This window comes from Microbacterium kyungheense, from assembly GCF_006783905.1.
In the GTDB taxonomy this organism is placed as follows: Bacteria; Actinomycetota; Actinomycetes; order Actinomycetales; family Microbacteriaceae; genus Microbacterium; species Microbacterium kyungheense.
The window spans coordinates 60,482-82,100 of record NZ_VFPE01000009.1; the positions used below are offsets into that span (position 1 = coordinate 60,482).

19 protein-coding genes are annotated in these 21,619 nt (G+C 69.7%); 8 read left to right on the forward strand and 11 right to left on the reverse strand.

The window, feature by feature from the left end:
- Window positions 1–80: 80 nt before the first annotated feature.
- From FB391_RS19455 to FB391_RS19470, 4 genes are read right to left on the reverse strand one after another with little or no spacing between them, the layout of a single operon-like run.
- A complete protein-coding gene (locus FB391_RS19455) occupies window positions 81–596 on the reverse strand; it encodes a hypothetical protein (protein WP_141896836.1) in 516 nt (171 codons plus the stop codon).
- Window positions 593–3,307 carry a cation-translocating P-type ATPase gene (locus tag FB391_RS19460; protein WP_141896837.1) on the reverse strand — a complete coding sequence of 905 codons (2,715 nt, stop codon included), beginning with the start codon at window positions 3,305–3,307 and terminating at the stop codon, window positions 593–595. Before FB391_RS19460 ends, FB391_RS19455 begins: the two co-directional genes overlap by 4 nt.
- Before the next feature lie 25 nt (window positions 3,308–3,332).
- Entirely contained in the window at window positions 3,333–4,505 is a 1,173-nt protein-coding gene (locus FB391_RS19465) for an AI-2E family transporter (protein WP_246093628.1), read from the reverse strand.
- Entirely contained in the window at window positions 4,502–5,596 is a 1,095-nt protein-coding gene (locus tag FB391_RS19470) for a hypothetical protein (protein ID WP_141896838.1), read from the reverse strand. The genes FB391_RS19465 and FB391_RS19470 overlap by 4 nt, the downstream gene beginning before the upstream one ends.
- Before the next feature lie 75 nt (window positions 5,597–5,671).
- On the opposite strand from FB391_RS19470, the gene FB391_RS19475 reads away from it, so the two are divergent.
- Window positions 5,672–7,249: an MFS transporter gene (locus FB391_RS19475; protein WP_141896839.1), complete on the forward strand. Its 1,578-nt coding sequence runs from the start codon at window positions 5,672–5,674 to the stop codon at window positions 7,247–7,249.
- 24 nt (window positions 7,250–7,273) lie between these two features.
- On the opposite strand, the gene FB391_RS19480 is transcribed toward FB391_RS19475, so the two are convergent.
- The 4 genes from FB391_RS19480 to FB391_RS19495 all read right to left on the reverse strand — a co-directional run bounded on the left by FB391_RS19480 (window position 7,274) and on the right by FB391_RS19495 (window position 11,008).
- Window positions 7,274–8,620, reverse strand: a complete 1,347-nt coding sequence (locus tag FB391_RS19480) for a M20/M25/M40 family metallo-hydrolase (protein WP_141896840.1) — start codon at window positions 8,618–8,620, stop codon at window positions 7,274–7,276.
- A 74-nt stretch (window positions 8,621–8,694) separates the two neighbouring features.
- Entirely contained in the window at window positions 8,695–10,134 is a 1,440-nt protein-coding gene (locus FB391_RS19485; protein WP_141896841.1) for an anaerobic C4-dicarboxylate transporter, read from the reverse strand.
- Between the two features lie 88 nt (window positions 10,135–10,222).
- A complete protein-coding gene (locus FB391_RS19490; protein WP_141896072.1) occupies window positions 10,223–10,630 on the reverse strand; it encodes a DUF7144 family membrane protein in 408 nt (135 codons plus the stop codon).
- A 57-nt stretch (window positions 10,631–10,687) separates the two neighbouring features.
- Complete coding sequence (locus FB391_RS19495) at window positions 10,688–11,008, reverse strand: hypothetical protein (protein WP_185843178.1); 321 nt, start codon at window positions 11,006–11,008, stop codon at window positions 10,688–10,690.
- Window positions 11,009–11,080: 72 nt separating this feature from the next.
- On the opposite strand from FB391_RS19495, the gene FB391_RS19500 reads away from it, so the two are divergent.
- Genes FB391_RS19500 through FB391_RS19510 form a run of 3 tightly spaced genes read left to right on the forward strand, consistent with a single transcriptional unit; the run spans window position 11,081 to window position 16,013 of the window.
- Window positions 11,081–13,645, forward strand: coding sequence for a winged helix-turn-helix domain-containing protein (locus FB391_RS19500; protein WP_141896842.1), 2,565 nt, complete (start codon window positions 11,081–11,083; stop codon window positions 13,643–13,645).
- A gap of 43 nt (window positions 13,646–13,688) precedes the next feature.
- The gene (locus FB391_RS19505) at window positions 13,689–15,080 is read left to right on the forward strand and encodes a DUF2252 domain-containing protein (protein ID WP_141896077.1); all 1,392 of its coding nucleotides are present in this window, start codon (window positions 13,689–13,691) and stop codon (window positions 15,078–15,080) included.
- A gap of 9 nt (window positions 15,081–15,089) precedes the next feature.
- Entirely contained in the window at window positions 15,090–16,013 is a 924-nt protein-coding gene (locus FB391_RS19510; RefSeq protein ID WP_141896079.1) for an HAD family hydrolase, read from the forward strand.
- Window positions 16,014–16,043: 30 nt separating this feature from the next.
- Here the strand turns inward: FB391_RS19510 and FB391_RS19515 are convergent, their stop codons facing one another.
- Window positions 16,044–16,958, reverse strand: coding sequence for a formylglycine-generating enzyme family protein (locus FB391_RS19515; protein WP_281286447.1), 915 nt, complete (start codon window positions 16,956–16,958; stop codon window positions 16,044–16,046).
- 17 nt (window positions 16,959–16,975) lie between these two features.
- On the reverse strand, window positions 16,976–17,647 hold the full coding sequence (locus FB391_RS19520) for a GAP family protein (RefSeq protein ID WP_141896081.1): 672 nt from the start codon (window positions 17,645–17,647) through the stop codon (window positions 16,976–16,978).
- Between the two features lie 154 nt (window positions 17,648–17,801).
- On the opposite strand from FB391_RS19520, the gene FB391_RS19525 reads away from it, so the two are divergent.
- From FB391_RS19525 to FB391_RS20145, 3 genes are read left to right on the forward strand one after another with little or no spacing between them, the layout of a single operon-like run.
- Complete coding sequence (locus FB391_RS19525) at window positions 17,802–19,529, forward strand: arylsulfatase (protein ID WP_281286462.1); 1,728 nt, start codon at window positions 17,802–17,804, stop codon at window positions 19,527–19,529.
- Window positions 19,498–19,965 (forward strand): hypothetical protein, encoded by a 468-nt coding sequence (locus FB391_RS20140; RefSeq protein WP_281286463.1) that lies wholly within the window; start codon window positions 19,498–19,500, stop codon window positions 19,963–19,965. Before FB391_RS19525 ends, FB391_RS20140 begins: the two co-directional genes overlap by 32 nt.
- Window positions 19,928–20,128: a hypothetical protein gene (locus tag FB391_RS20145; protein WP_281286464.1), complete on the forward strand. Its 201-nt coding sequence runs from the start codon at window positions 19,928–19,930 to the stop codon at window positions 20,126–20,128. The genes FB391_RS20140 and FB391_RS20145 overlap by 38 nt, the downstream gene beginning before the upstream one ends.
- A gap of 90 nt (window positions 20,129–20,218) precedes the next feature.
- Here FB391_RS20145 and FB391_RS20045 read toward each other — a convergent pair whose 3' ends face one another.
- Window positions 20,219–20,458 carry a hypothetical protein gene (locus FB391_RS20045; protein ID WP_246093629.1) on the reverse strand — a complete coding sequence of 80 codons (240 nt, stop codon included), beginning with the start codon at window positions 20,456–20,458 and terminating at the stop codon, window positions 20,219–20,221.
- A 395-nt stretch (window positions 20,459–20,853) separates the two neighbouring features.
- Here FB391_RS20045 and FB391_RS19535 point away from each other — a divergent pair.
- Window positions 20,854–21,619, forward strand: a 766-nt coding sequence (locus FB391_RS19535; protein WP_221886328.1) for a collagen-binding domain-containing protein, incomplete at its 3' end; no start/stop codon positions are given.

The following is a 21,619-nucleotide window of genomic DNA, read 5'->3' on the forward strand; positions in this document are numbered from 1 at the left end:
CACCTCGGACCCTATTGGGGATGCCGGGACCGCGGGAGAGACTCACGGACGATTCACCGATCCGTCGCCGTGCGGCGTGGTCAGTGCGTGACGAACGCCTTCAGCAGGATGAGGATCACGCCGAACGACGCCGCGATGAGGGCGCCGAGCAGGCGCGCGGCGAACCTCGGCCGCCAGCGCCCGACCGCGATCCAGCCGAGCACCGCCAGCAGGATCGTGTTGACGATGAGCGCCGCCCAGTTGGCGACCACGTCGGGAATGACGTGAGAGGTGCCCAGGAACAGGATGACGACAGGCACGACGCTCGCCACGAGCAGCCCCGAGGACTCCCGGGCCGCGAATGCCAGACTCCCGGCGGGCGACGCCTTGCCGCGGGACTCGGCGAGGCGCGCCACGGCGCCGGCGTACACGTGCGCGGCGTAGAAGACCAGAACGGTGACGATGACCGTGACGAGCACTTCGAAAGACGCTCCTCTGCCGGCGACGACGATCATGCCCGAGACCAGGATGAGGCCGTAGATCGCCTCCTCCGTCATCAGGATCGGCAGCAGCGACGGGGAGGTGCCCGTCTCGTCGCCGAGATCCTCCTCGCTCATGAGGCCCCAGCCTGTCGCCGGTGCCGCGAGCGCCGCAGCAGCTTCTCGAGCTCGATGAACACCGGCACCAGCAGCGACAGGCCCAGGCAGATGAGCCACTCGTTCCCGGTCAGCGACGTCGTGCCGACGAGGCGCTGCAGGAAGCCGATCTCGACCGCCGCGACGGTCAGCGCCAGCGGGATCGCCAGCCACTTGACCGCGACCAGGATCGGCGCCGTCAGGCCCGACTCCGGATCGCGGCGCATGACCAGTCCGCCGAAGATCGACCCGAGGGCCGCGACCACGAACGCCATCGTGACCGGCGCGTTCGGCGCGGTGGAGCTCAGCTGGTCGGGGTGGATCAGCAGCGGGATGAGCGTCGTGATGAAGATGAGTCCACCGTAGATGAACCACAGCACCACCGCACCGCCGTTCGCGATGGTCTTCTTCGGATCGCGCGGCGGCTTCTGCATGATGCCGTCGGGTGCGGGATCGAGCAGGATCACGATGACCGGGAAGATCGCGATGAAGAAGTTGAGGAACAGCACCATGATCGGCGTGAGGGGCACGCCGTCATTGATGTCGAACAGGCTCGCGACGAGGAACAGCAGCACGAGCGAGAACAGCTGCGACATCTGGAACCGCACATAACTGACGATCTTGTCGTAGATCGCGCGGCCCAGGCGCACGGCCGTCACGAGCGTGCCGAAGTTGTCGTCGACGAGGATCATCTTGCCGGCCTGCTTGGTCACGTCGCTGCCCGAGCCCATCGCGACGCCGATGTCGGCCTGCTTGAGCGCGGCGGCGTCGTTGACGGCGTCGCCGGTCATCGCGACGACGGCGCCGTCCTCCTGCATGAGGCGCGCGAGGCGCAGCTTGTCTTCGGGCGTCACGCGCCCGAACACGTGCAGGTGGGGAAGCTTCGCCTTGAGCTCGTCGTCCGACATCGCCTGGATCTCGGCGCCGCTGGCCGCTCCCCCGCCGAGGCCGAGCTGATCGCCGATCGCCGACGCGGTGATGGCGTGGTCCCCGGTGATCATGCGGACCTCGATGCCCGCCTCGCGCGCGATGCGCACCGCCTCCTTCGACGACGGCCGCAGCGGGTCGATGATGCCGACGAGCCCGGCGAGGCTGAGATCCTTCACCTCGGCCATCGGGTCGCTGGGCACGGGGGTCCCCGGCGCGAGGCGCCGGACCGCGAACGCGAGGACGCGCAGGCCCCGCTCTGAGAGCTGCCGGTTCGCGTCGAGGATCTCCTGACGCTTCTCTTCGATGGGAGCGACCCCGTCGACGGTGAGCACCGACGAGCACCGCTCGAGCACCACGTCGGGTCCGCCTTTGACGAGCTCGACGAGCTCGGTCCCTCCGCCGGCCGCGGAGCGTTCGTGGAACGTCGCCATGAACTTGTAGGCCGAGTCGAACGGCACCTCCGCGGCCCGGGGGTACTGGACGCGCGTGAGTGCGGCATCCGCCCCCATCTTCGCCGCGAGCACCACCAGGGCGGCCTCGGTCGGATCGCCGATCACATCGCCGTCGTCCGAGACCGTCGCGTCGCTGCACAGCGTGAGGGCCAGCGCGAGCTGCGTGAAGTCGGGTACGGGCAGACCTGCGGCGTGGCGGATGTCACCGGTCTTCTCGTAGCCGGTGCCGCTGACGGTGAACCACTCGCCGGCGTAGTACAGCGACTCCACCGTCATCTCGTTCATCGTGAGCGTGCCGGTCTTGTCGGAGTTGATGGCGCTCGTCGCGCCGAGGGTCTCGACGTCGGTGAGGTTCTTCACGACCGCCTTGTGCTCGGCGAGCTGCCGCGAGCCGTACGACAGCATCGCCTGCACGAACGACGGCATGCCGGTCGGAATCGCCGAGATCGCCATCGAGATGCCGAGCAGGATGACCGAGGTGATCTCCTGTCCGCGCAGGAGCCCGGTGAGGATGATGACGGCGACCGCGCCCCACGCGATCCAGCCGAGGACGCCGGTCAGCGAGTCCAGTTCGCGCTGCAGGGGCGACTTGGAGGGCTTCACCGCCGACAGCATCGACGCGATCTGCCCCATCTGCGTGCCCATGCCGGTCGCGACCGCGACCGCGGTCGCGGTGCCGCGCGTCACCTGCGTGTTCTGGAACACCATGTTGGCGCGGTCGCCGAGCGTCGTCTCGGGATCGGCGATGACGGCGGCGTCCTTCGCGATGGGCGCGCTCTCGCCGGTGAGCGCCGCCTCCTGCGTCTCGAGCGTCGCCGAGCGGACGATGCGGGCGTCGGCCGGCACGATGTCGCCGGCCTCGAGCGTGATGACGTCGCCCGGCACCAGCGACGTCGCATCCACCTGCAGGAGCGCGCCGTCGCGGACGACCTTCGCCTTGGGGATCTGCATCTTGGCGAGGGCGTCGACGGAGGCCTTGGCCTTCAGCTCCTGGCGTGCGCCGAGGAAGACGTTGAGGATCACCAGCGCCCCGACGAGGATGCCGACGCTCACCTGGTTGATGAAGAGGCTGATCACGGCGACCGCGACGAGCATCACGTTCATGGGGTCGGCGAGCTGGCGCAGCGACACCTGCCACACCGACGGCGCGGGCTCGGCGGCGATCGCGTTCGGCCCGTGCTCGGTGAGCCGGCGCTGCGCCTCGGCACTCGTGAGCCCGGCATCCCGATCGGTGCCGACGGCCGCCACGACGGCGTCGGCGTCCTGCGTGAACCAGGGCGTTTCGGTGGATCCTCCGGTGGCGGTGGTCATGTGACCGACGCTACCGACGGGGTGTTCACCCGTCCGGGGTGATCTTGAGGTCCTGACGCGGCACGACGATCTCGCGGATGATGAGGAGGATGGATGCCGTCACCGGCAGGGCGACCAGCACGCCTATGACGCCGCCGAGCGCGCCGCCCACCATTGCGGCGATGAGCACGAGGGCGGCGGGGATCGACACCGCGCGGTTCATGATGCGCGGGCTCAGCACGTAGGACTCGATCTGGATGTACACCAGGTACGCGATCGCGAAGATGAGCGCCTGGGTCGGGCTGGAGAACAGCGCGACGCCCGTGCCGAGCACGAGGAAGATGACCGACCCGAACAGCGGGATGAGCGTGATGACGAACGCGATGACCGCCATCAGAGCCGCGAACGGCAGGCCGATCACGAGGTGCAGCACGAGCACGGCGCCCGCGTTCAGCGCGGAGAGGGTCACCGAGCCCAGCAGCGCGCTGCCCACCGACGCGGTGATGCGCTCGGTCAGCTCCTCGAGCTTCGGCCGGCTGTGCGCGGGGGCGAGCAGATAGAACGCCCGCTTGATCGCGTCGAGCGACGCCAGGAAGTAGAGCGTCAGCGCGACGACGATGAAGCTCGCCGAGATGGCCGCGACGAAGCCGACGCCGGCCGCCACGATGCCGACGCCGATCGCGGCGTGCGTGGAGGGACTCGCGACCCAGTCGGCGAGTCCCTGGACCACGCCGGTGATCGCGCCCTGCATGTCGGGCGGAAGGCCCGCGAACCACGGTGTCTGATCGACCTTGTCGAGCGCTTCGGGGATGGTTCTGATGAACTGGCCGATCTGCGCGAGCAGCGGCGGCAGCACGAACACCAGGAACAGCACGAACAGCACCGCGAAGCAGCCGAACACGATGAGGATCGCCATCGCCCGCTTCAGGCGCTTGCGCTCGAGCATGCGCACGATCGGGTCGAGGCCCAGCGCGAGGAACATCGCGAGCACGATGTACAGCAGGATCGTGCCGATCGAAGTGAGCGCCGTGCCCAGCAGCAGCGCCCCGAGCACCCCGATGGTCGCGAGGAACCCCGACACGAGCGGCCGCTGGAACAGCGCCTGCACGTTCAGCGGTCCGCGGCGGCGGGTCCGTGGGGCCGGAGCGTCGACCACCGGCGCGACGGGCGGCGTCACGGCATCGGTCGCACCGGGCGGCGGTGCCGCAGCGTCGGTCATCGCGCGCCTCCCTCGTCCGCACCATCCTGGCGTCCGGCCACTCCCAGGAACCGGATGAACACGGCGATCCATCCGAAGATCAGCGCGAAGACGATGATCTCGAACGCCGTGAGCGAGAAGTATCCGACGGCGAACAGCACGATCGACACCACGGTCGCCGCCAGAAACGTGGACGCGGCGACGAAGTAGGCGCGCGGCATCCCTCTCAGCACCCGGTACCCGGCGATCAGGAGCACGAGGTACGCGACCGCCATGCCGGAGGCAGACAGGTTGTGCACGAGCAGGTTCACGTCGACGGGGACGATGCCCACGAACGCGAGCATGATGCCCATGATGACGAAGGCGGTGCTGACGAAGCGCGCGACGCCGCCGTACGCCAGCGTGCCGGCCGCGGCGAGCGCCGCCAGGTCGCGCGAGATGTGCACGGCGAAGGTCGTGACGAGCAGACCGCCCGCGATGAGGGTGCCGTTGAAGATCCAGCTCGACAGGTCGTCGAACGTGCCGAGCTGGCTGAAGTGGACGCTCCACCAGTCCGGGTCGGGGGTCGTGATCGTGGCCGTCAGCGTGCCGATCGAGATGAACGCCATGAGCAGGGCCGACAGCCGCTGCGTCGTGATGCTCGAGGACGACAGGTACACGAAGTACGTCGACAGGCCCAGCGTGACCGCCATCAGCACGACGGCCCAGAACGTCACGATCGGCAGGCCGATGAACCCCAGCGCCAGCAGCCGGTACAGCGCGTACGTCGCGAGGTAGGCGAGCGCGACATGCACGACCACGACCGAGATGGTGTTGACGGTGAACAGCCACGGCGCGAGCTGTCGCCGCCACTGCTGCTCGGGCTGTGCGCGCGACCGCCAGTAGCCGGCGGTGGCGGCGATCGCCGCGACGACGGCCGCGCCCGCGGCCGCCCACACGGCGAACGGGTCGTCGCCGACGAACGACAGCGCTCCACCGATCTGCGCGACGACGAAGCCGTAGACGGCGCCGACCGCCTGCGCGGCCAGCGACGCATAGACGGCCTCGCGCTCGGCGCGGCGGGTCTGCACGGGAGCGCCGATCGCCGCCTCGTCGGACGTGATCCGGGTCATGGCGTCAGTCTGTACCGCGTGCCGTCACCCGGCGGGGGTGATTCCCGCCGGGCTCCGGCATGGTTCGCTTCCGACATGAGCAGCGGGCAACAGGCGGGTCCCTTCAACGCGCGCGTCGCGATCCTGATGGCGATGGCGATGTTCGTGCTGGTCGTCGACACGTCGCTGATGAACGTGTCGATCTCGGCGGTGGTGAGGGACCTGGGGGCCACCGCGAGCGGCGTGCAGGGAGCGATAGCGCTCGAGGCGCTCGTGTCGGCCGCCTTCATCCTCATCGGCGGCAAGACCGGCGACCTCATCGGGCGCAAGCGGGCCTACGTGCTGGGCCTGATCGGCTACATGATCGGCGCGATCGCGATGACGTTCGCGTGGAGTCTGACCGCCGTCATCATCTTCTGGGCCATCATCGGCGGGCTCGGGGCCTCCCTCCTCCTCCCGTCGATGCAGTCCCTCATCCACGGCAACTTCGAGGGCGCGCACCGCACGCGCGTGTACGCGATGGTCGGTGCGGCGGCGGCGATCGCCGCGGCCGTCGGGCCGCTCCTGGGCGGCGCCATCACGACGTTCCTGTCGTGGCGCGTCGGATTCGCCCTCGAGGCCCTCACGATCCTGGTCGTGCTCATCGGCGTGCGGCTGGTGAAGGACGTGCCGTTCACGGGCGACCGCTCCGTCGACATCTTCGGCTCGGTGCTCTCTGTCGTCGGCATGGGCGGCATCGTGCTCGGCATCCTGCTGTGGCAGGAGGGCGCGGGATACGTGGGCGCGACGATCGCACTCGGCGTCGTCGCCCTCATCGGCCTCGGGTTCTGGCTCGTGCGCCGCAAGCGCGCGGGCCAGGCCACACTGCTGGATCCCGCGCTCTTCTCCTCGAAGCCGTTCCGCACCGGCGCGGCAGGTCAGCTGCTGCAGCAGATCACCCTCGGCGGCACGATGATCGTGCTTCCCCTCTACCTGCAGATGGTGCTGGAGTACGACGCGTTCCTGGCGGGCCTGTCGATCGCCCCGCTGTCGCTGAGCATGTTCGTGATCGCACTCCTCGCCGGCCGGGGCGTCAAGCGGCGGCCGGCCACGATCATCCTGGTCGGGTTCCTGCTGGCCGTGATCGGCCTGGTCGTGCTGGTGCCGCTCGTGCCGATCGCGACGAGCGGGTGGTACCTCGCCATCCCCCTGATCGTCGTCGGGTCGGGGCTGGGCATGCTCGTCTCGCAGCTCAACAACTACACGCTGTCGCCCATCGCCGAGGAGCGGGTCAGCGAGGCGGCGGGCGTCAACTCGGCAGCCGGCTCGTTCGGCCTGTCGTTCGGGCTCGCGTTCGCCGGTGCGATCCTGCTCGCCGCACTCGCCAGCAGCTTCACCACCCTCGCCGACCAGAGCACGGTGCTCACCGACGACCAGAAGACCCACGTCTCGGATGTGCTCGAAGAGGACGCCGAGCTCATGTCGAACACCGGGCTCGAAGAGATGCTCGCCGACGAGCCGCCCGAGACCTCGGCCGAGATCATCCGCATCAACAGCGAGGCGGGCCCGATCGCCCTGCAGATCGCGCTGTTCGTGCCGATCCTGGCCGCCGCGGCCGGTGCGCTGAACGCGCTGCGGATGCGGCGGCTCCCCGACCCCGCGCCGTCGAGCGGCGTCGACAGCGTCGTGGGCTGAGCCTTACAGCAAGGGGAGCCGCTCTCACGCGCGTGCCGACGACGCGACCTCTTCGATGAAGGCGACCTGCGCGGCGATCATGCGCGCGATCTCTGCCGGATCCACGGACTCGTCCGATGCGTGGATGCGGGCCTTCGCGGTGTCTTCGGCGCCCCACAGCACGATCGCCGCGTCGGGGGCGATCTTCTTGAGCGATGCCACGAGCGGGATCGATGCCCCGCTGCCGATCGATTCGACCTCGGCGCCGTACGCCGAGGCGAGGGCGTCCTTCGCCGCGACGATCGCGGGGTGCGTCTCGTCGACCGCGAACGCGTGACCGGTCTTCACCTTCGTGACCTCGACCTCGCAGTTCCACGGCCGCTGCGCGCGCAGATGCGCCATGAGGGCCTCGAGCTGCGCATCGGCGTCCGACCCGGGGACGATGCGCATCGACAGCTTCGCGGTCACCTCGGGGAGCAGCACGTTGGAGGCCTCGGCGACGCTCGGCAGGTCCATGCCGAGCACCGTCACCGAGGGCTTCGCCCAGATCCGGTCCGACAGCGACCCGGTGCCGAGGTAGTCGACTCCGGGAAGGATCGCCGACCCGTCCCGGTAGACGCCCTCCTCCATCGCCGCACCGTCCCACCGCGACGTGTCGACCCCGGCGATGACCGTGTCGCCGGCCTCGTCGTGCAGCGTGTCGAGGATGCGGATCATCGCCGTCATGGCGTCGGGCGCCGCGCCGCCGAAGAGGCCGGAATGGACGGGGAACGCGAGAGTGCGCACCGTCACGGTGCACGCCACGTCCCCGCGCAGGGCGGTGGTCAGCCCCGGTCGCCCGACGACCTGGCCGCCGATGTCGGCGATGACGAACGCGTCGGCGGCGAACCTCTCGGGGTTCGCCTCGACGAAGTCCTCGAGGTGCGAGATCGTCTCTTCCTCGCCTTCGACCAGCAGTTTGATGCGGCACGGCCGATCCGCGCCGAGCAGGCGCAGCGTCGCGTAGTGGATCACGAGCCCCGACTTGTCGTCGGCGGCGCCGCGGCCGTAGATGCGGCCATCCTCGCCGTCGACCGGCTCGAACGGCGTGGTGGACCACCCCTGGCTGGCCGGCGCGGGCTGCACGTCGTAGTGGGCGTACAGCAGCACCGTCGGGGACCCCTCGGGCCCCGGCAGGTCGGCGTAGACGCACGGGTACCCGCCGGGGACGTCGAGGAGCGAGACCTCGGTGGCGCCGGCGGCCTGGAACAGCTCGACCACCGCCTCGCCCATCCGGTGGACGGGTTCGGGATCGAAACCAGGGAACGCCACCGACGGGATCCGCACGAGACCCCGCAGGCGGTCGAGCACCTCCGGCATCAGTTGCTCGACCTCGGACGCACGATCGGACATGATTCCTCTTCTCGGTCGGGAGTCTCGCGGACTCTCAGTAGGACCTGTCGGCTCTCGTCACGCTCGACCAGGCGTCAGGCCGGCACGATCAGCTGGATCAGCAGCCCCGCGGCGACGACCGCGACCCATGACACCAGCATCGGGATCGTGAACGAGTGCCAGACGGGGATCTGCGTGAGCTTGGTCGAGCCGGTGGCATCGGTCTCGACGGCTGCGATCTGCGAGCCGTTCGCGGGGAACAGCCACACGCCGATGAGGGACGGCCACATCGCCGTGATCACCCCCGGGGCGAGGCCCGCGGCGAGCGCGATCGGGATGAGCGTGTTGGTGGTCGCCGACTGGCTCGTGGTCAGACCGCAGACGAGGAAGAGCGCGACAGCCAGCAGCAGCGGATTCGCGTCGATCATCTGGCCGAGCGGCTCGATGATGGTCTCTTCGTTGGCCGCGATGAAGGTGTCGGCCATCCAGGCGATGCCGAAGAGGGCGACGGCGGCCACGTATCCGGCCTTGAGCAGGGGCTGCTCGACCACCAGGCTGGGCTTCACACGCCGCACCAGGATGATCACGAGGGCGGCGGTGAACATCACCATCTCGATCACCGTGGCCATGCCGATCGGAACGAGTTCGCCTTCTGCGTCCGGGAATGCCGGCCGGAGTCCCGGGAACAGCCCCAGCAGCACGACCAGCAGCGTCCCCGCGATGAAGATGAGCGCGGCGGTCTGACCGCCCGGGGGCACCGGGTGCTCGATGAAGGTGGTGGATGCCGTCTTCTCGGCCATCCTCGTGCGTGCCCGGCGCGGGGCATCCGAGCTTCCGCCCTCGGCGGTACCGGCCATCTTCGCGTCGTACCGTGCGCGCAGTGCGGGCGACAACTCGACGCGGCCGTCCGCGACGCGCTTGAGGAACTCGGGGTCGTCGAGAAGGTCCTTGCCGAGGCGCTGCTGCACGAACGATGTCGCGATGCAGGCGACGATCGCCGAGGGGATCGTGATGAGGAGGATCTGCGGGAGCTCATAGCCGGTGCCCGCCATGAGGACGAGGTATGCCGCCATCGCCGCTGACACCGGACTCGCAGTGATGCCGAGACCCGAGGTCACCGTCGAGGCGGCCAGCGCGCGCTCGGGGCGCTGCCCGTTGCGATACGCGGTCTCGTAGATCACCGGGATGAGCGCGAAGAAGATGTTGGACGTGCCCGAGAGCACGGTGAAGACGAACGCCACGACCGGCGCCACGTAGGTGAGCCGCCGAGGGTTGCGCTGAATGATCTTGGACGCGATCGACACGAGGTAGTCGATGCCGCCGGCCGCCTGCATGGCCGAGGACGCCGTGATGACCGCGATGATGATGAAGAACGCGTCGATCGGAGGCGAACCGGGCTCGAGCCGGAACACGAACACCAGGATCGTCGTGCCGACGACGCCCCACAGACCCAGCCCGAGCCCGCCGGTGCGGACACCGAGCACGATGGCGCCGAGCACCACACAGGCCTGCAGGATGACGAGTACGGTTTCCATCTCGCTCCTTCGCCGTTGCGCGCCGTCGTCGGCGCCGCTTGAGGGGTGACGGCCCGGGTCCGGGTCCCGGGCCGGGCCTCACCGGGGGCTACTCCTCGATCCTCAGCTCACGGCCGTGGGCCGTCAGCGCGTAGATCACGAGGATGTCGACGGCGATGATCGCCAGCGCCCAGAAGGGCTGCGTGGGGATCAGCATCAGCTGCCCGATCGCGCTCAGGGCCGCGAGGATGATCGCGACCACCCGCGCCCACGTCTGTCCCGCCAGCAGGGCGATGCCCGTCAGGATCAGCAGCACCCCGATGATGAGGTTCCACCATCCCCAGCCCTGCACGTCGAAGAGGAACAGTGAGCCGTCCACGACGGCGAAGTAGGCGTCGGGCCCGACGATGGCGACGAGTCCCTGAAGCCCGCCGAAGACACCGCTGATGAGGAGGATGACTCCGGCGAAGACGCCCCAGCCCGCCCACCCGGTGCGGCCGCTTGTTGCACTGCTCATTACGTTCTCCTGTTCTGTCGTTCTGGCACAGGCACGCTATGGTCGCGTCCTCGGGCGTCACGTCACCCGATGCGGGTGAGAATCCCCGTCGTCGATGGGATTCACCGAGATGACGGCGATGTGCAGCCCGTCGAACATCGCGAGCAGCCCTATCAGCCGTGCCTGATCGGGCACGGGACCCACCACATGCGTGCGTCCCTGCGCGTCGGTCGTGACGGTGAAGCCTTCCAGCGCCGTGACGACGAGGTCCGGGCTCAGCGGCCCGCTGACCACGATCTCGACCGTCTGATCGTGCACCGTGACCCCCTTCGAGACGATGCGCCCGCAGCGCTCGGGCTCCCGCAGGCGACAACTCTCCAGCATGGCTCTCGCCGCCACGTCACCCCTGTGGGATGATTTGGCCACCGCGCGCCCCTGAGGAAAGGGATGCCAGTGGTCGAACCTCGCAGAATGCCGCCGCACGCCGTCGATCGCCCTGCGCTCCGGCGGCAGCTCGACGCGGCCCTCGTCTCGCCGCTCGCGCTCGTCGTGGCTCCGGCTGGTGCGGGCAAGACGGTCCTCGTCACGCAGTGGGCGCAGTCGCGTCCCGACCTCGCCGTCGCGTGGTTCGATCTGACGGCCGCGGACCGTGCCGTCGGCGCGTTCGCGCGCCGCCTGTGCGCGGGGATCGCAGCGGTCGCGCCGCGGTTCTCGCCGCCGGAGCCGCCCGCCGTCACCGCCAGGGCACGGCTGGGCGAACCGTTCCTGGTCGACCTCGCGGAACGGCTGGCGGACGCGGGCGACCTCGTCCTCGTGTTCGACGACCTCGACCACCTCTCGAAGACCGCGGTCCTGACGGATCTGTGGCGGCTCGTGGATCTCCTCCCTCCCAACGCGCACGCGATCTTCTCGTCGCGCGTCGACCTGAACCTCGGCTGGAGCCGGCACCGGCTGGAGCACGACCTCGTCGAGATCCGCCAGCGCGAACTGGCCTTCGACGACGAGACCACCGGCAAGGTGCTGTCCGCGATCGCCGGACGCCACATCGGCCCCGCCACCGCCGCGGCGGTCACCGCGCAGACCGAGGGGTGGGCGGCGGGCGTGCAGCTCACGGCGCTGCGGCTGCGCTTCGCCGACGACCCCGGCCGCGTGGTCGAGGAGCTCACCGATACCGACCAGCTCGTCATGAACTATCTCAGCGTCGAGGTCCTCGACGGGCTGCGCCCCGAGCGGCGCGGCGCCCTCATGCGGCTGGCGGTGCTCGACGAGGTGTCGGCGGGCGTGGTCGAGGCGGTCGCCGACGTCGCGGGCGGCGACGACTTCCTCACCGCGCTCGAGCGCGACTCGCTGTTCCTCGTGCGTGTGCCGGGCCGCCCCGGCTGGTTCCGTCTGCACCGGCTGTTCCGCGATCTGCTCATCTATCGGCTCCGCGCGACGGAGCCCGCCGTCGAAGAGGGCGTGCTCGAAGCGGCCGCCGATTGGTTCCTCGCGGCCGGCGACACCGACACCGCCGTCGACTATCTGCTGCGCGGGCGCCGCTGGACGCGCGCCATGGACCTGATCCTCGGCCTCGGGCCCGACCCGTCCGAGGAGGTGCGCGCCGCGAAGATCGCCCACTGGCTCTCGATGGTCCCGCCCGAGGTGCGGGTGGCACGACCCGACGCCGTGCTGCTGCTCGCGATCGCGAACACGATGAGCGGGCACACCAGATCAGCCGTCGACACGCTGCAGCGGCTCGCCGACCGTCGCCTCACCGTCGGCCGTCGCCAGATCGCGCTGGCCTACCTCGCCGCGGAGGTGCAGTTCAGCCCGCACCCCGAGCTCTTCGCGGGCATCGCGGACGAGGCCCTCGCCCTGCTGGCGGCGCACCCCGACGCCGGACCGCCCGACCTGATGGGCCTGACGTCACGTCCGCTGCTCCAGCTGATCAGCCAGGTGTCGGCCGGACGGGCGCTGCTGATGCTCGGCCGGATCGACGACGCACGCGCGCACCTCGCCGCAGCCCTTTCACCGGCCGCGCTCGCGTATCCCCGCCATCGGGTGCACGCGCTCGGCTCGCTGGCGGTCGCGGAAGCGCTCTCGGGCCTGCTCACGAGCGCCTCCGAGCACGCGAACGAAGCACTCGCCGTCGAGCGCGACATCGGCGCGCACGGTCACCCCGCTCCCGCCGACGCCCACCTCGCACGCGCACTCGTGTGCATCCAGCGGGGCGAGGCCGGAGCGGGCGCGGCCTCGCTCGCCGTGGCCGTCGCGGCGGCGGCATCCAACAACCGCACGCAGCTGCTCTGGCTCGCCCACGTCGCCTCACGACTCATCCATCCGCTCGACCTCGCCGACGACGTCGAGGCCCTCGGTCCGCCGCCCCCGCTGGTGCGCCAGGCGCTGCTGTCGATCTCACTGCGCGAGGCGCGCCTGGAAGGCGGTCGCGGCGCTCTCCCCGCGCCGGCGACCGAATGGTCGGCGGTCGCGTTCGAAGAGGTCGCCGGACTCGTCGGCGCGGGGCGCACGGCACAGGCGCGCGAGCGGCTCGCCCAGCTCAGGGCCGCGGGCGTGCAGCCGAACCCGATCGCGCTGATCGAGGCGGACGCCCTCACCGCCTGGCTCTGCCTCGCCGAGGGGCACCGCGTGGCCGCGAGGGAGCACCTCGAGGCCGCCCTGCAGCGTGCACAGGACGACCGCCTGGCCCGCCCGTTCCTGCGGGTCGGGCCGCCGCTGCTCGATCTGCTCGACGAGGTGCCGACCGGGCGCGCCGAGTTCGGGCGGGTGATCGCGGAGCGCCTGCGAAGCCAGGGATCGGCGCGCAGCGAACGGCTCGTCGACGAGCTGACGCCCCGCGAGCGGGAGCTGATCGGCTACCTGCCCACCCGGTACACGATCGCCGACATCGCCGAGCGATGCTTCCTGTCGACCAACACGATCAAGACCCACCTCGCCCACATCTACCGCAAGCTCGGGGTCGCCTCGCGCGACGCCGCGATCGAGCGGGCCACCGAGCTGGGGCTGTTCGACTCAGCGGAGCACCACGACGTCATCTGACGAGGGTGATGCGACGTGCAAGAGGCGGAGGGACGATGACGACATGAGCACGATCTCCGAGAACGACTGGACCGCGCCGATGAGCACGGCGGAGCATCTGGAACGCGGGCTCGCCGCCCGCAAGGCGACGCCGCGCCGCTCCCTCTCCACGCTGACCACATCGGGACGCGACCCGCTGTCGATCCTCGATGCGCAGAACCGCACGCGCGTGCCAGAGCTCGTGCCGCTGCGCACCGAGCGCATGTCGGCGAACCCGTTCGCGTTCTACCGGGCGACCGCGGCGCTGCAGGCGGCAGATCTCGCCCGAGACCCGCACAGCGGCATCCTCGTCGCGTCGTGCGGCGACGCGCATGTGGCCAACTTCGGGTTCTACGCGTCGCCGCAGCGCACCCTCGTGTTCGACCTCAACGACTTCGACGAGGCGGCGTGGGCGCCATGGGAGTGGGACCTCAAGCGTCTGATCGCCAGCGTGGTCATCGCGGGCCAAGCCACGTCGCGCGACGAGGCGGTGGTGGATGCCGCGGTCCGCGGTGCGGTCTACGCCTATGCCCGCGCGATCAGGTCGTCGGTCGGGTCCTCACCCCTCGAGCGCTACTACCTGCACTCCGATGTGGCTGCGGCGCTCGCGATCATGGACCCGCAGTCCCGGCGCGCGATGCGCGCCGCGATCCGCGAGGCCAAGAAGCGCACCGGCGACAAGGCGGCCCGCAAGCTGACGCAGCTCGGCGAAGACGGGCGTCGCCGTTTCGTCGACCAGCCGCCGACGATGACGCATGTCGAGTCCGAGTTCGCGAGCCGCCTGCAGGGCTACATCGAGACGTACATCGCCAGCGCGGACATCAGCATCCGCGTGCTGCTCTACGACTACGTCTTCGCCGACATCGCACGGCGGGTCGTCGGCGTCGGGAGCGTCGGCACGCGCTGCTGGATCACCGTCTTCCAGGATGGAGACGGTCGGCCCCTGCTGCTGCAGGTCAAAGAAGCCGGTCGCAGCGTCCTCTCGGAGTACGGCGGGATCGAGCAGCCGGCAGAGGCGGACCACTTCATCGCCGAACACGGCCAGGGCGCGCGGGTGGTCGCACTGCAGAAGACCCTGCAGGCCTTCTCGGACCCGTTCCTCGGTCACGCCCGAGGGCCCGAGGGCCGCGACTTCTACGTGCGCCAGTTCCGCGACATGAAGGGCGGCATCTCGGCCGAGGCGCTCGAGGACGTCCCGTTCGCCACGTACGCGCAGGCGTGTGCCGTCACGCTGGCTCGCGCACACGCGCAGTCTCCGATGGTGACGGAGCTGGCGGGGTACCTCGGCAACGGGCGGATCGCGGCCGAGGCCATCCTGGAGTGGTCGCACGCCTATGCGGACCTGTCGCGCGCCGACTACGAGGCCTTCCTCGCCGCGAACGGAGACCTCCGCGACGGCGCGGCGGGCCACCGCTAGAGTCGCGGCATGAGCGACTCCCTGCCCTCGTGGCGCGACACCGCCACGCGCACCGCAATCTTCGACTTCGTGGCCGCCGTGACCGACGAGAACGGCCCGGACTACGTCGTGCCCGAGGCACGTGTCGCCGTGTTCGACAACGACGGCACGCTCTGGACCGAGAAGCCGATGCCCACGCAGCTGCACTACCTGCTGGAGCAGTGGAAGGCCGCCGCAGCCGCTGATCCGTCGCTCGCCGACACGCAGCCGTACCAGGCCGCCGCCAGCGGCGACATGTCGTGGCTCAGCGCGGCGATCGACAGGCACTACGCCGGCGACGACGCCGACCTCGGGCTGCTGATCGCCGCGGTCGCGAGCGCCTCAGGCGGTGTCAGCGTCGACGAGTACGCGGCATCCGTCGCCGAGTTCTATCGCGAGGCGCGCCACCTCACCCTCGGCACGCCGTACGCCCAGGTCGTCTACCAGCCGATGGTCGAGCTCATCCGGTTCCTCGAGGCCAACGGCTTCACGACCTATATCGTGTCCGGCGGCGAGCGGGACTTCATGCGCCCGATGACCGAGGCGAACTACGGCATCCCCGCCGAGCGGGTCGTCGGCACCGGGATGGGCCTCACGTACGACGCCGAGACGAACACCGTGCGCTACGCGCCGAAGCTCGCGTTCTTCGACGACGGCCCCGAGAAGCCGGTCCGCATCTGGATGCGGACCGGGCGCCGGCCGATCCTCGCCGCCGGCAACTCGAACGGCGACGTGCCGATGCTGCGGTTCGCGCAGGGGAACCCCCGCAGCCTCGCACTGCTGGTGCATCACGACGACGACACGGGCCGTGGCGACGCCCCGTACGACAAGGGCGCCGAGCAGGCGCTCGCTGCCGACGGCATCACCGTCATCAGCGTCCGCGACGACTGGGCGCAGGTCTTCCCCACCGCCTGATCGCAGCCGCGCCGGTGGCCCGGCGACCGGTCAGACGTCGCCGACGAGCCGGAAGCCGATGTGCGACATGCCGGTGTCCTCGGCCTGCGGCGAGCGCGCCGCGGGCCGGAACCGCAGGCAGTAGTCAGGCGAGCACAGGTGCGAGCCGCCCTTGAGCACGCGGCGCGGGATCGACGGGAAGCCGTCCTGGGCACTGGCGGCGGCGAGCAGGTTCGCGCGCTTGCCGGCATCCACCGGCTTGTCCGACAGTCGCAGGTGCCGCGGCGTGTAGAAGTCCGTGGTCCACTCCCACACGTTTCCGGTCATGTCGTACAGCCCGAAGCCGTTGGGCTCGTACGAGCCGACGGGAGCGGCATCCCCCACTCCCTGGTTGTCGTACGGAAAGCGGCCGAGCCACGAGTTCGCCTGCGGCACGCCGCCCGGGTAGGGCTCGTCGCCCCACGCGAACCGCTTGCCGTCGAGCCCGCCGCGGGCGGCGTACTCGTGCTCGGTCTCGGTGGGCAGGCGGAGTCCCGCCCATCTGGCGTAGGCCTGGGCATCCTCGAAGGCGATGTGGACGACGGGATGCCGCAGCCGCTCGTCGATGGACGACTCCGGCCCGAACGGCCGGCGCCAGTACGCGCCGGGCTGCCAGCGCCACCAGTTGCGCCAGTCCCGCAGGTCGACCGGCCCCGGCGTCGGCGTGAACACCATGGCGCCCGGGACGAGGTCGGCGGGGTCGGCGCCTTCGAAGTTCGCGGGGTCGAGCTCGCGCTCGGCGACGGTGACGTAGCCGGTGTCGTCGACGAACGCGGCGTACTGCTCGTTCGTCACGGCGTACCGGTCGATGCGGAACGGTGCGACCTCACGCTCGTGGACCGGCTGCTCGTCGGGGTAGAACTCGTCGGAGCCCATCGTGAACGTGCCGCCGGGAAGCAGCACCTGGTCGTGGATCGCAGACGTCACCCCACAACCGTAACGGCCTAGAAGCTGCCGATGCCCTTGCCGATCATCGAGACGCCGATCACGAGCAGCAGCACGGCCATGATGATCGCGTTCTCACGGCCCAGCCAGACTCGCAGCGCGTCCAGCGGTCCGCGCAGCCTGTCGGCGGCGATGAGGTACCCGACGACCGGGACGAGGACAGTGGATGCCGCGAGCAGCGTGAAGATCGCGATCACGAGCACGATCTCACCGGTCTCGAGGGAGGCCGAGCCGATGTCGACGCCGGCGCCCGCCGCCATGAGCAGGTTCTTCGGGTTGATCGCGGACAGCAGGAAGCCGAGGCCGAACGCGACCGGGAACGTGACCTTGTCGATGGCCTGCATCCACTTCGGCATCTTCGGGTCTTCGCCGGCCTTCGGCCGCCCGCGCCACTGGCGGACGGCGAGCAGCAGGAGCAGGACGCCGAGGATCAACTGGATGACGCCCTGGATCGGTTTCGAGGCATCCGGGTCGTCCTCGGGCAGCACCGACGAGAGGAGCGTGAACACCGTGACCGCCACGACGATGCCGATCACCCAGCCGAGGAGGAACCCGACGCTCGTCACGCGCGCCTTCGGCGACAGCAGCATGAGGATGGCCGCGATTATCGGGATGGGGCTGATCGCCACGCCGAGGGCGAGGGGAAGGATGTCTCCGATGACGGCGCCCATGGGCATGCCTCCTGGTCCGGAAGGGTGTCGGCTGTCGGACTCACCGTAGCGGTCCCGTCCCTCGTGGCATTCCTTCCGCTCGTGTCGCGCAGTGGATAGCTTCGAGGTGCGCCGTGCCCTCATGCGGCGCCTCGGGAGCGAAGGTGGAGTGAACATGACCGCAGAGTTCAACGGGACGATCAAGCTGGACGTCCGTGACTCGGTCGCGGACTGGGGTCCGTACGAACGTCCGAAGGCGCCGGAGGGCGCTCCCAACGTGCTGGTGATCCTGTACGACGACACCGGCATGGCGTCGTGGTCGCCGTACGGCGGGCGCATCAACATGCCCACGCTCGATCGGCTCGCGGCGAACGGCCTCACCTACACGCAGTGGCACACCACCGCGCTGTGCTCGCCGACGCGCTCGACGTTCCTCACCGGCCGCAACCACCACGTCAACGGCATGGGCAACATCATGGAGGGCACCAACGGCTTCCCCGGGCTGTCGGGCCACATCCCGGAGTCGTGCGCGACGATCGGCCAGGTGCTACAGAAGAACGGGTACTCGACGTTCTGGGTCGGCAAGAACCACAACGTCCCCGAGGAGGACGTCTCCACCGGTGGCAGCAAGGAGCAGTGGCCGCTCGCGATGGGCTTCGACCGCTTCTACGGCTTCCTCGGCGGCGAGACGAACAACTGGTACCCCGACCTCGCCGAGGACAACCACTTCATCGAACCGCCGTACACGCCCGAGGAGGGCTATCACCTGTCGAAGGACCTCGCCGACCAGACCATCCGGCTCATCCGCGACCAGAACGCGTCGAACCCGTCGAAGCCCTGGTACACGTGGTTCTGCCCCGGCGCCAACCATGCGCCGCACCACGCCCCCAAGGAGTACATCGACAGGTACAAGGGCGCCTTCGACGACGGCTACGACGCGTACCGCGAGTGGGTGCTCGCCCGCATGATCGAACGCGGCATCGTTCCGGCCGACACCGCGCTGACGCCGATCAACCCGATGCCCGAGGACCACGCGAACGCGGCCGACTATGTCAAGCCCTGGGACACGCTGTCGGACGACGAGAAGCGCCTCTTCGCCCGGATGGCCGAGGTGTTCGCGGGCTTCAGCGAGTACACCGACGTGCAGATCGGCCGCATCATCGACTACCTCGAAGACTCGGGGCAGCTCGACAACACGCTCATCTTCTACTGCGCCGACAACGGCGCCTCGGGCGAGGGGTCACCGGACGGCTCGGTCAACGAGAACAAGTTTTTCAACGGCTTCCCCGACGACCTGAAGGAGAACCTCGACAAGATCGGCGTGCTCGGCGGTCCCGAGACGTACAACCACTACCCGACAGGGTGGGCGACGGCGTTCTCCACCCCCTTCCAGATGTTCAAGCGCTACTCGCAGTTCTCGGGTGGCACATGCGACCCGATGGTGATCCACTGGCCGGCGGGCATCACGGCCAAGGGCGAGATCCGCCACCAGTACCACCACTCCACCGACATCGTCGCGACGATCCTCGACGTCATCGGCATCGAGATGCCGTCGGTGTTCCGCGGCGTCGAGCAGCGCCCGCTCGACGGCGTCTCGATGAAGTACTCGTTCGACGCGGAACCCGACGGGCCCACCGCCAAGAAGGTGCAGTACTACGCGATGCTCGGCACGCGCGGCGTCTGGAAGGACGGCTGGAAGGCCGCCGCCATCCACGCTCCGCTCACCGGCCACGGCCGCTTCGACGAGGATCGCTGGGAGCTCTACCACGTCGACGTCGATCGGTCGGAGTCGAAGGACCCTCGCCGCCGAGCATCCCGAGAAGCTCCAGGAGCTCATCGACGCGTGGTTCGAAGAGGCGGAGAAGAACAACGTGCTGCCCCTCGACGACCGATCGGCCCGTGACCAGCTCACGATCGAGCGGCCGCAGAGCGAGCCGGCGCGCACGCGATACATCTACTACCCCGACACGACAGCCGTCGCCGAGAGCGTCGCGGTCAACGTCCGCGGCAGGTCGTACAAGATCATCGCCGACGTGATCCTCGAGGAGGGTGCCGAGGGCGTGCTCTTCGCCCACGGCTCGCGCTTCGGCGGGCACGCGCTGTTCATCAAGGACAACACGCTGAACTATGTGTACAACTTCCTCGGCATCCCGCCGGAGCAGACCTTCACGTCGGGCGGGCTGACACCGGGCAAGCACGCGCTGGGCGTCGAGTTCATCCGCGACGGCGCCGGCGAGCACGGTGAGTCGCTGGGCACGGCCAAGCTTTACGTCGACGACCAGGTCGTCGCCGAGGGTCCGATTGCGCGCGCAGGTCGGCAAGTTCACGCTCGCCGGTGACGGCCTGTGCGTCGGCTTCGACAGCGGGGACTCTGTGAGCGGACAGTATTCCGGCGGCTTCCCCTTCACGGGCGGCAAGCTGCTCGGCGTCGGCGTCGACGTCAGCGAGGAGCAGTATCTCGACCTCGAGCTCGAGGCCCTCGCGGCGCTCGCGCGCGAGTAACGCCGGACACGCTCCCACGGTGAGAGACCGGATGCTGCGGCTGCGGCATCCGGTCTCTCATCGTTCCGGCGACACCGGCCCTCGCAGGGATCAGGCGGGCGGGTGCGCCGCCAGCCATTCGTTCGCCATCTTCTTGGGCACCTTCAGCAGCCACGCGTCGGTCACGACCTCGCGCAGCAGCTCAGCATCGATCGCGTCGAGCCGGAGCAGCACCGCTGGGTAGCCGTCGAAGTGCGGGATGGTGAAGAACACATCAGGGTAGGTCTCGATGAGCGCGAGCTTGCCTTGCTCGCCATCGGTGCGGACGCCGACCACCTCGCCGTCGGCCACTCGCGGCCGATCGCGCTCAGCTGCTCGAGATCGCGGCCGCTGGGGCCTCGCTGCCAGACGAACACACCGGTGGGCGTGCGCCAGGTGGCCGCGCGCCGGTGACCGTCGACGCGTTCGGACCACGCCCGGGAAGCCGAGCGCGATGGCCCGTACGTCGTCGAGAACCGCCATGGCCCCCATCATCCGCCTGTTCGGCTGCCGAGTCACGTGACGCCGGGGGCAGGGTGTGGTGTACTGATTCCCACGACAGAGCCCGACTGCGTCGCACTTGCCCGGGGGGGAGACCAGGCGGTGCAAGAGGAGCATCCCTGTGAGCACTACTCATCGTCCCGCGTGCGCCGATTCCTGGCCGCAGCACTCTCGGACCGCACTCGCCGCCATCCGGCGCGGTCGCCGTGACCGCGCTTCCGGCCGTCGCCGCGTATCCGGATTCGGTGAACCCGTTCGCCATCGCTGGCGGCTTCACCGTATACGCGCGCGAGGATGCGCTCCTGCAGAATCAAGAGACCGAGGGCAGCATCGCCGTCGGCGGCACCGCCACGGTGCAGGGCAGCAGCGGTCAGTACACGATCATCCACGTCTCGGCCGGCACGGGTGCCTACGACCTGCCGAGCGTCGACGGCGATCCGACCCGCTTCCTGGTCGGGCAGTACAGCACCGACAGCACCGGCATCCTGGCCATCACCAGTGCGGGAACGGCGGATCCGGCGCTGTTCGGCGACCTGAAGATGGTGCAGCGCGACGGGCCGTGGCAGCCGTTCGCGCGCGCGGACTGGATCCGGCTCAACCAGAACCCCTCGAACCCCGACCAGACACCGCTGATCGACGCGACCCACCAGCAGTACCCCGCGAGCGCCGCGCCGCCGGCCGGCGCGACGGGCGGTGGCAGCATCTACACGGCGAACACGTCGAGCACCGCCGTCGCCGACTACGTCGAGGCAGGCCGGCAGGCGTCATGGGACGAGGCGTCGGCCTGTTTCGCCGACATCGCCGACCCTACGGGCGGGATCGGGTACGAGGTCGGCGTCGCAGAGCATGTGGGCGACCGCATCGTCCTGGGACCGCTCAGCGCCGACCAGCCCAACGTGCTGGACTACTCCCTGCTCGCCGGGGCGACCCTCATCCAGTTCTCCGCCGGCAGCCCGACGCCCGGCGTCACCA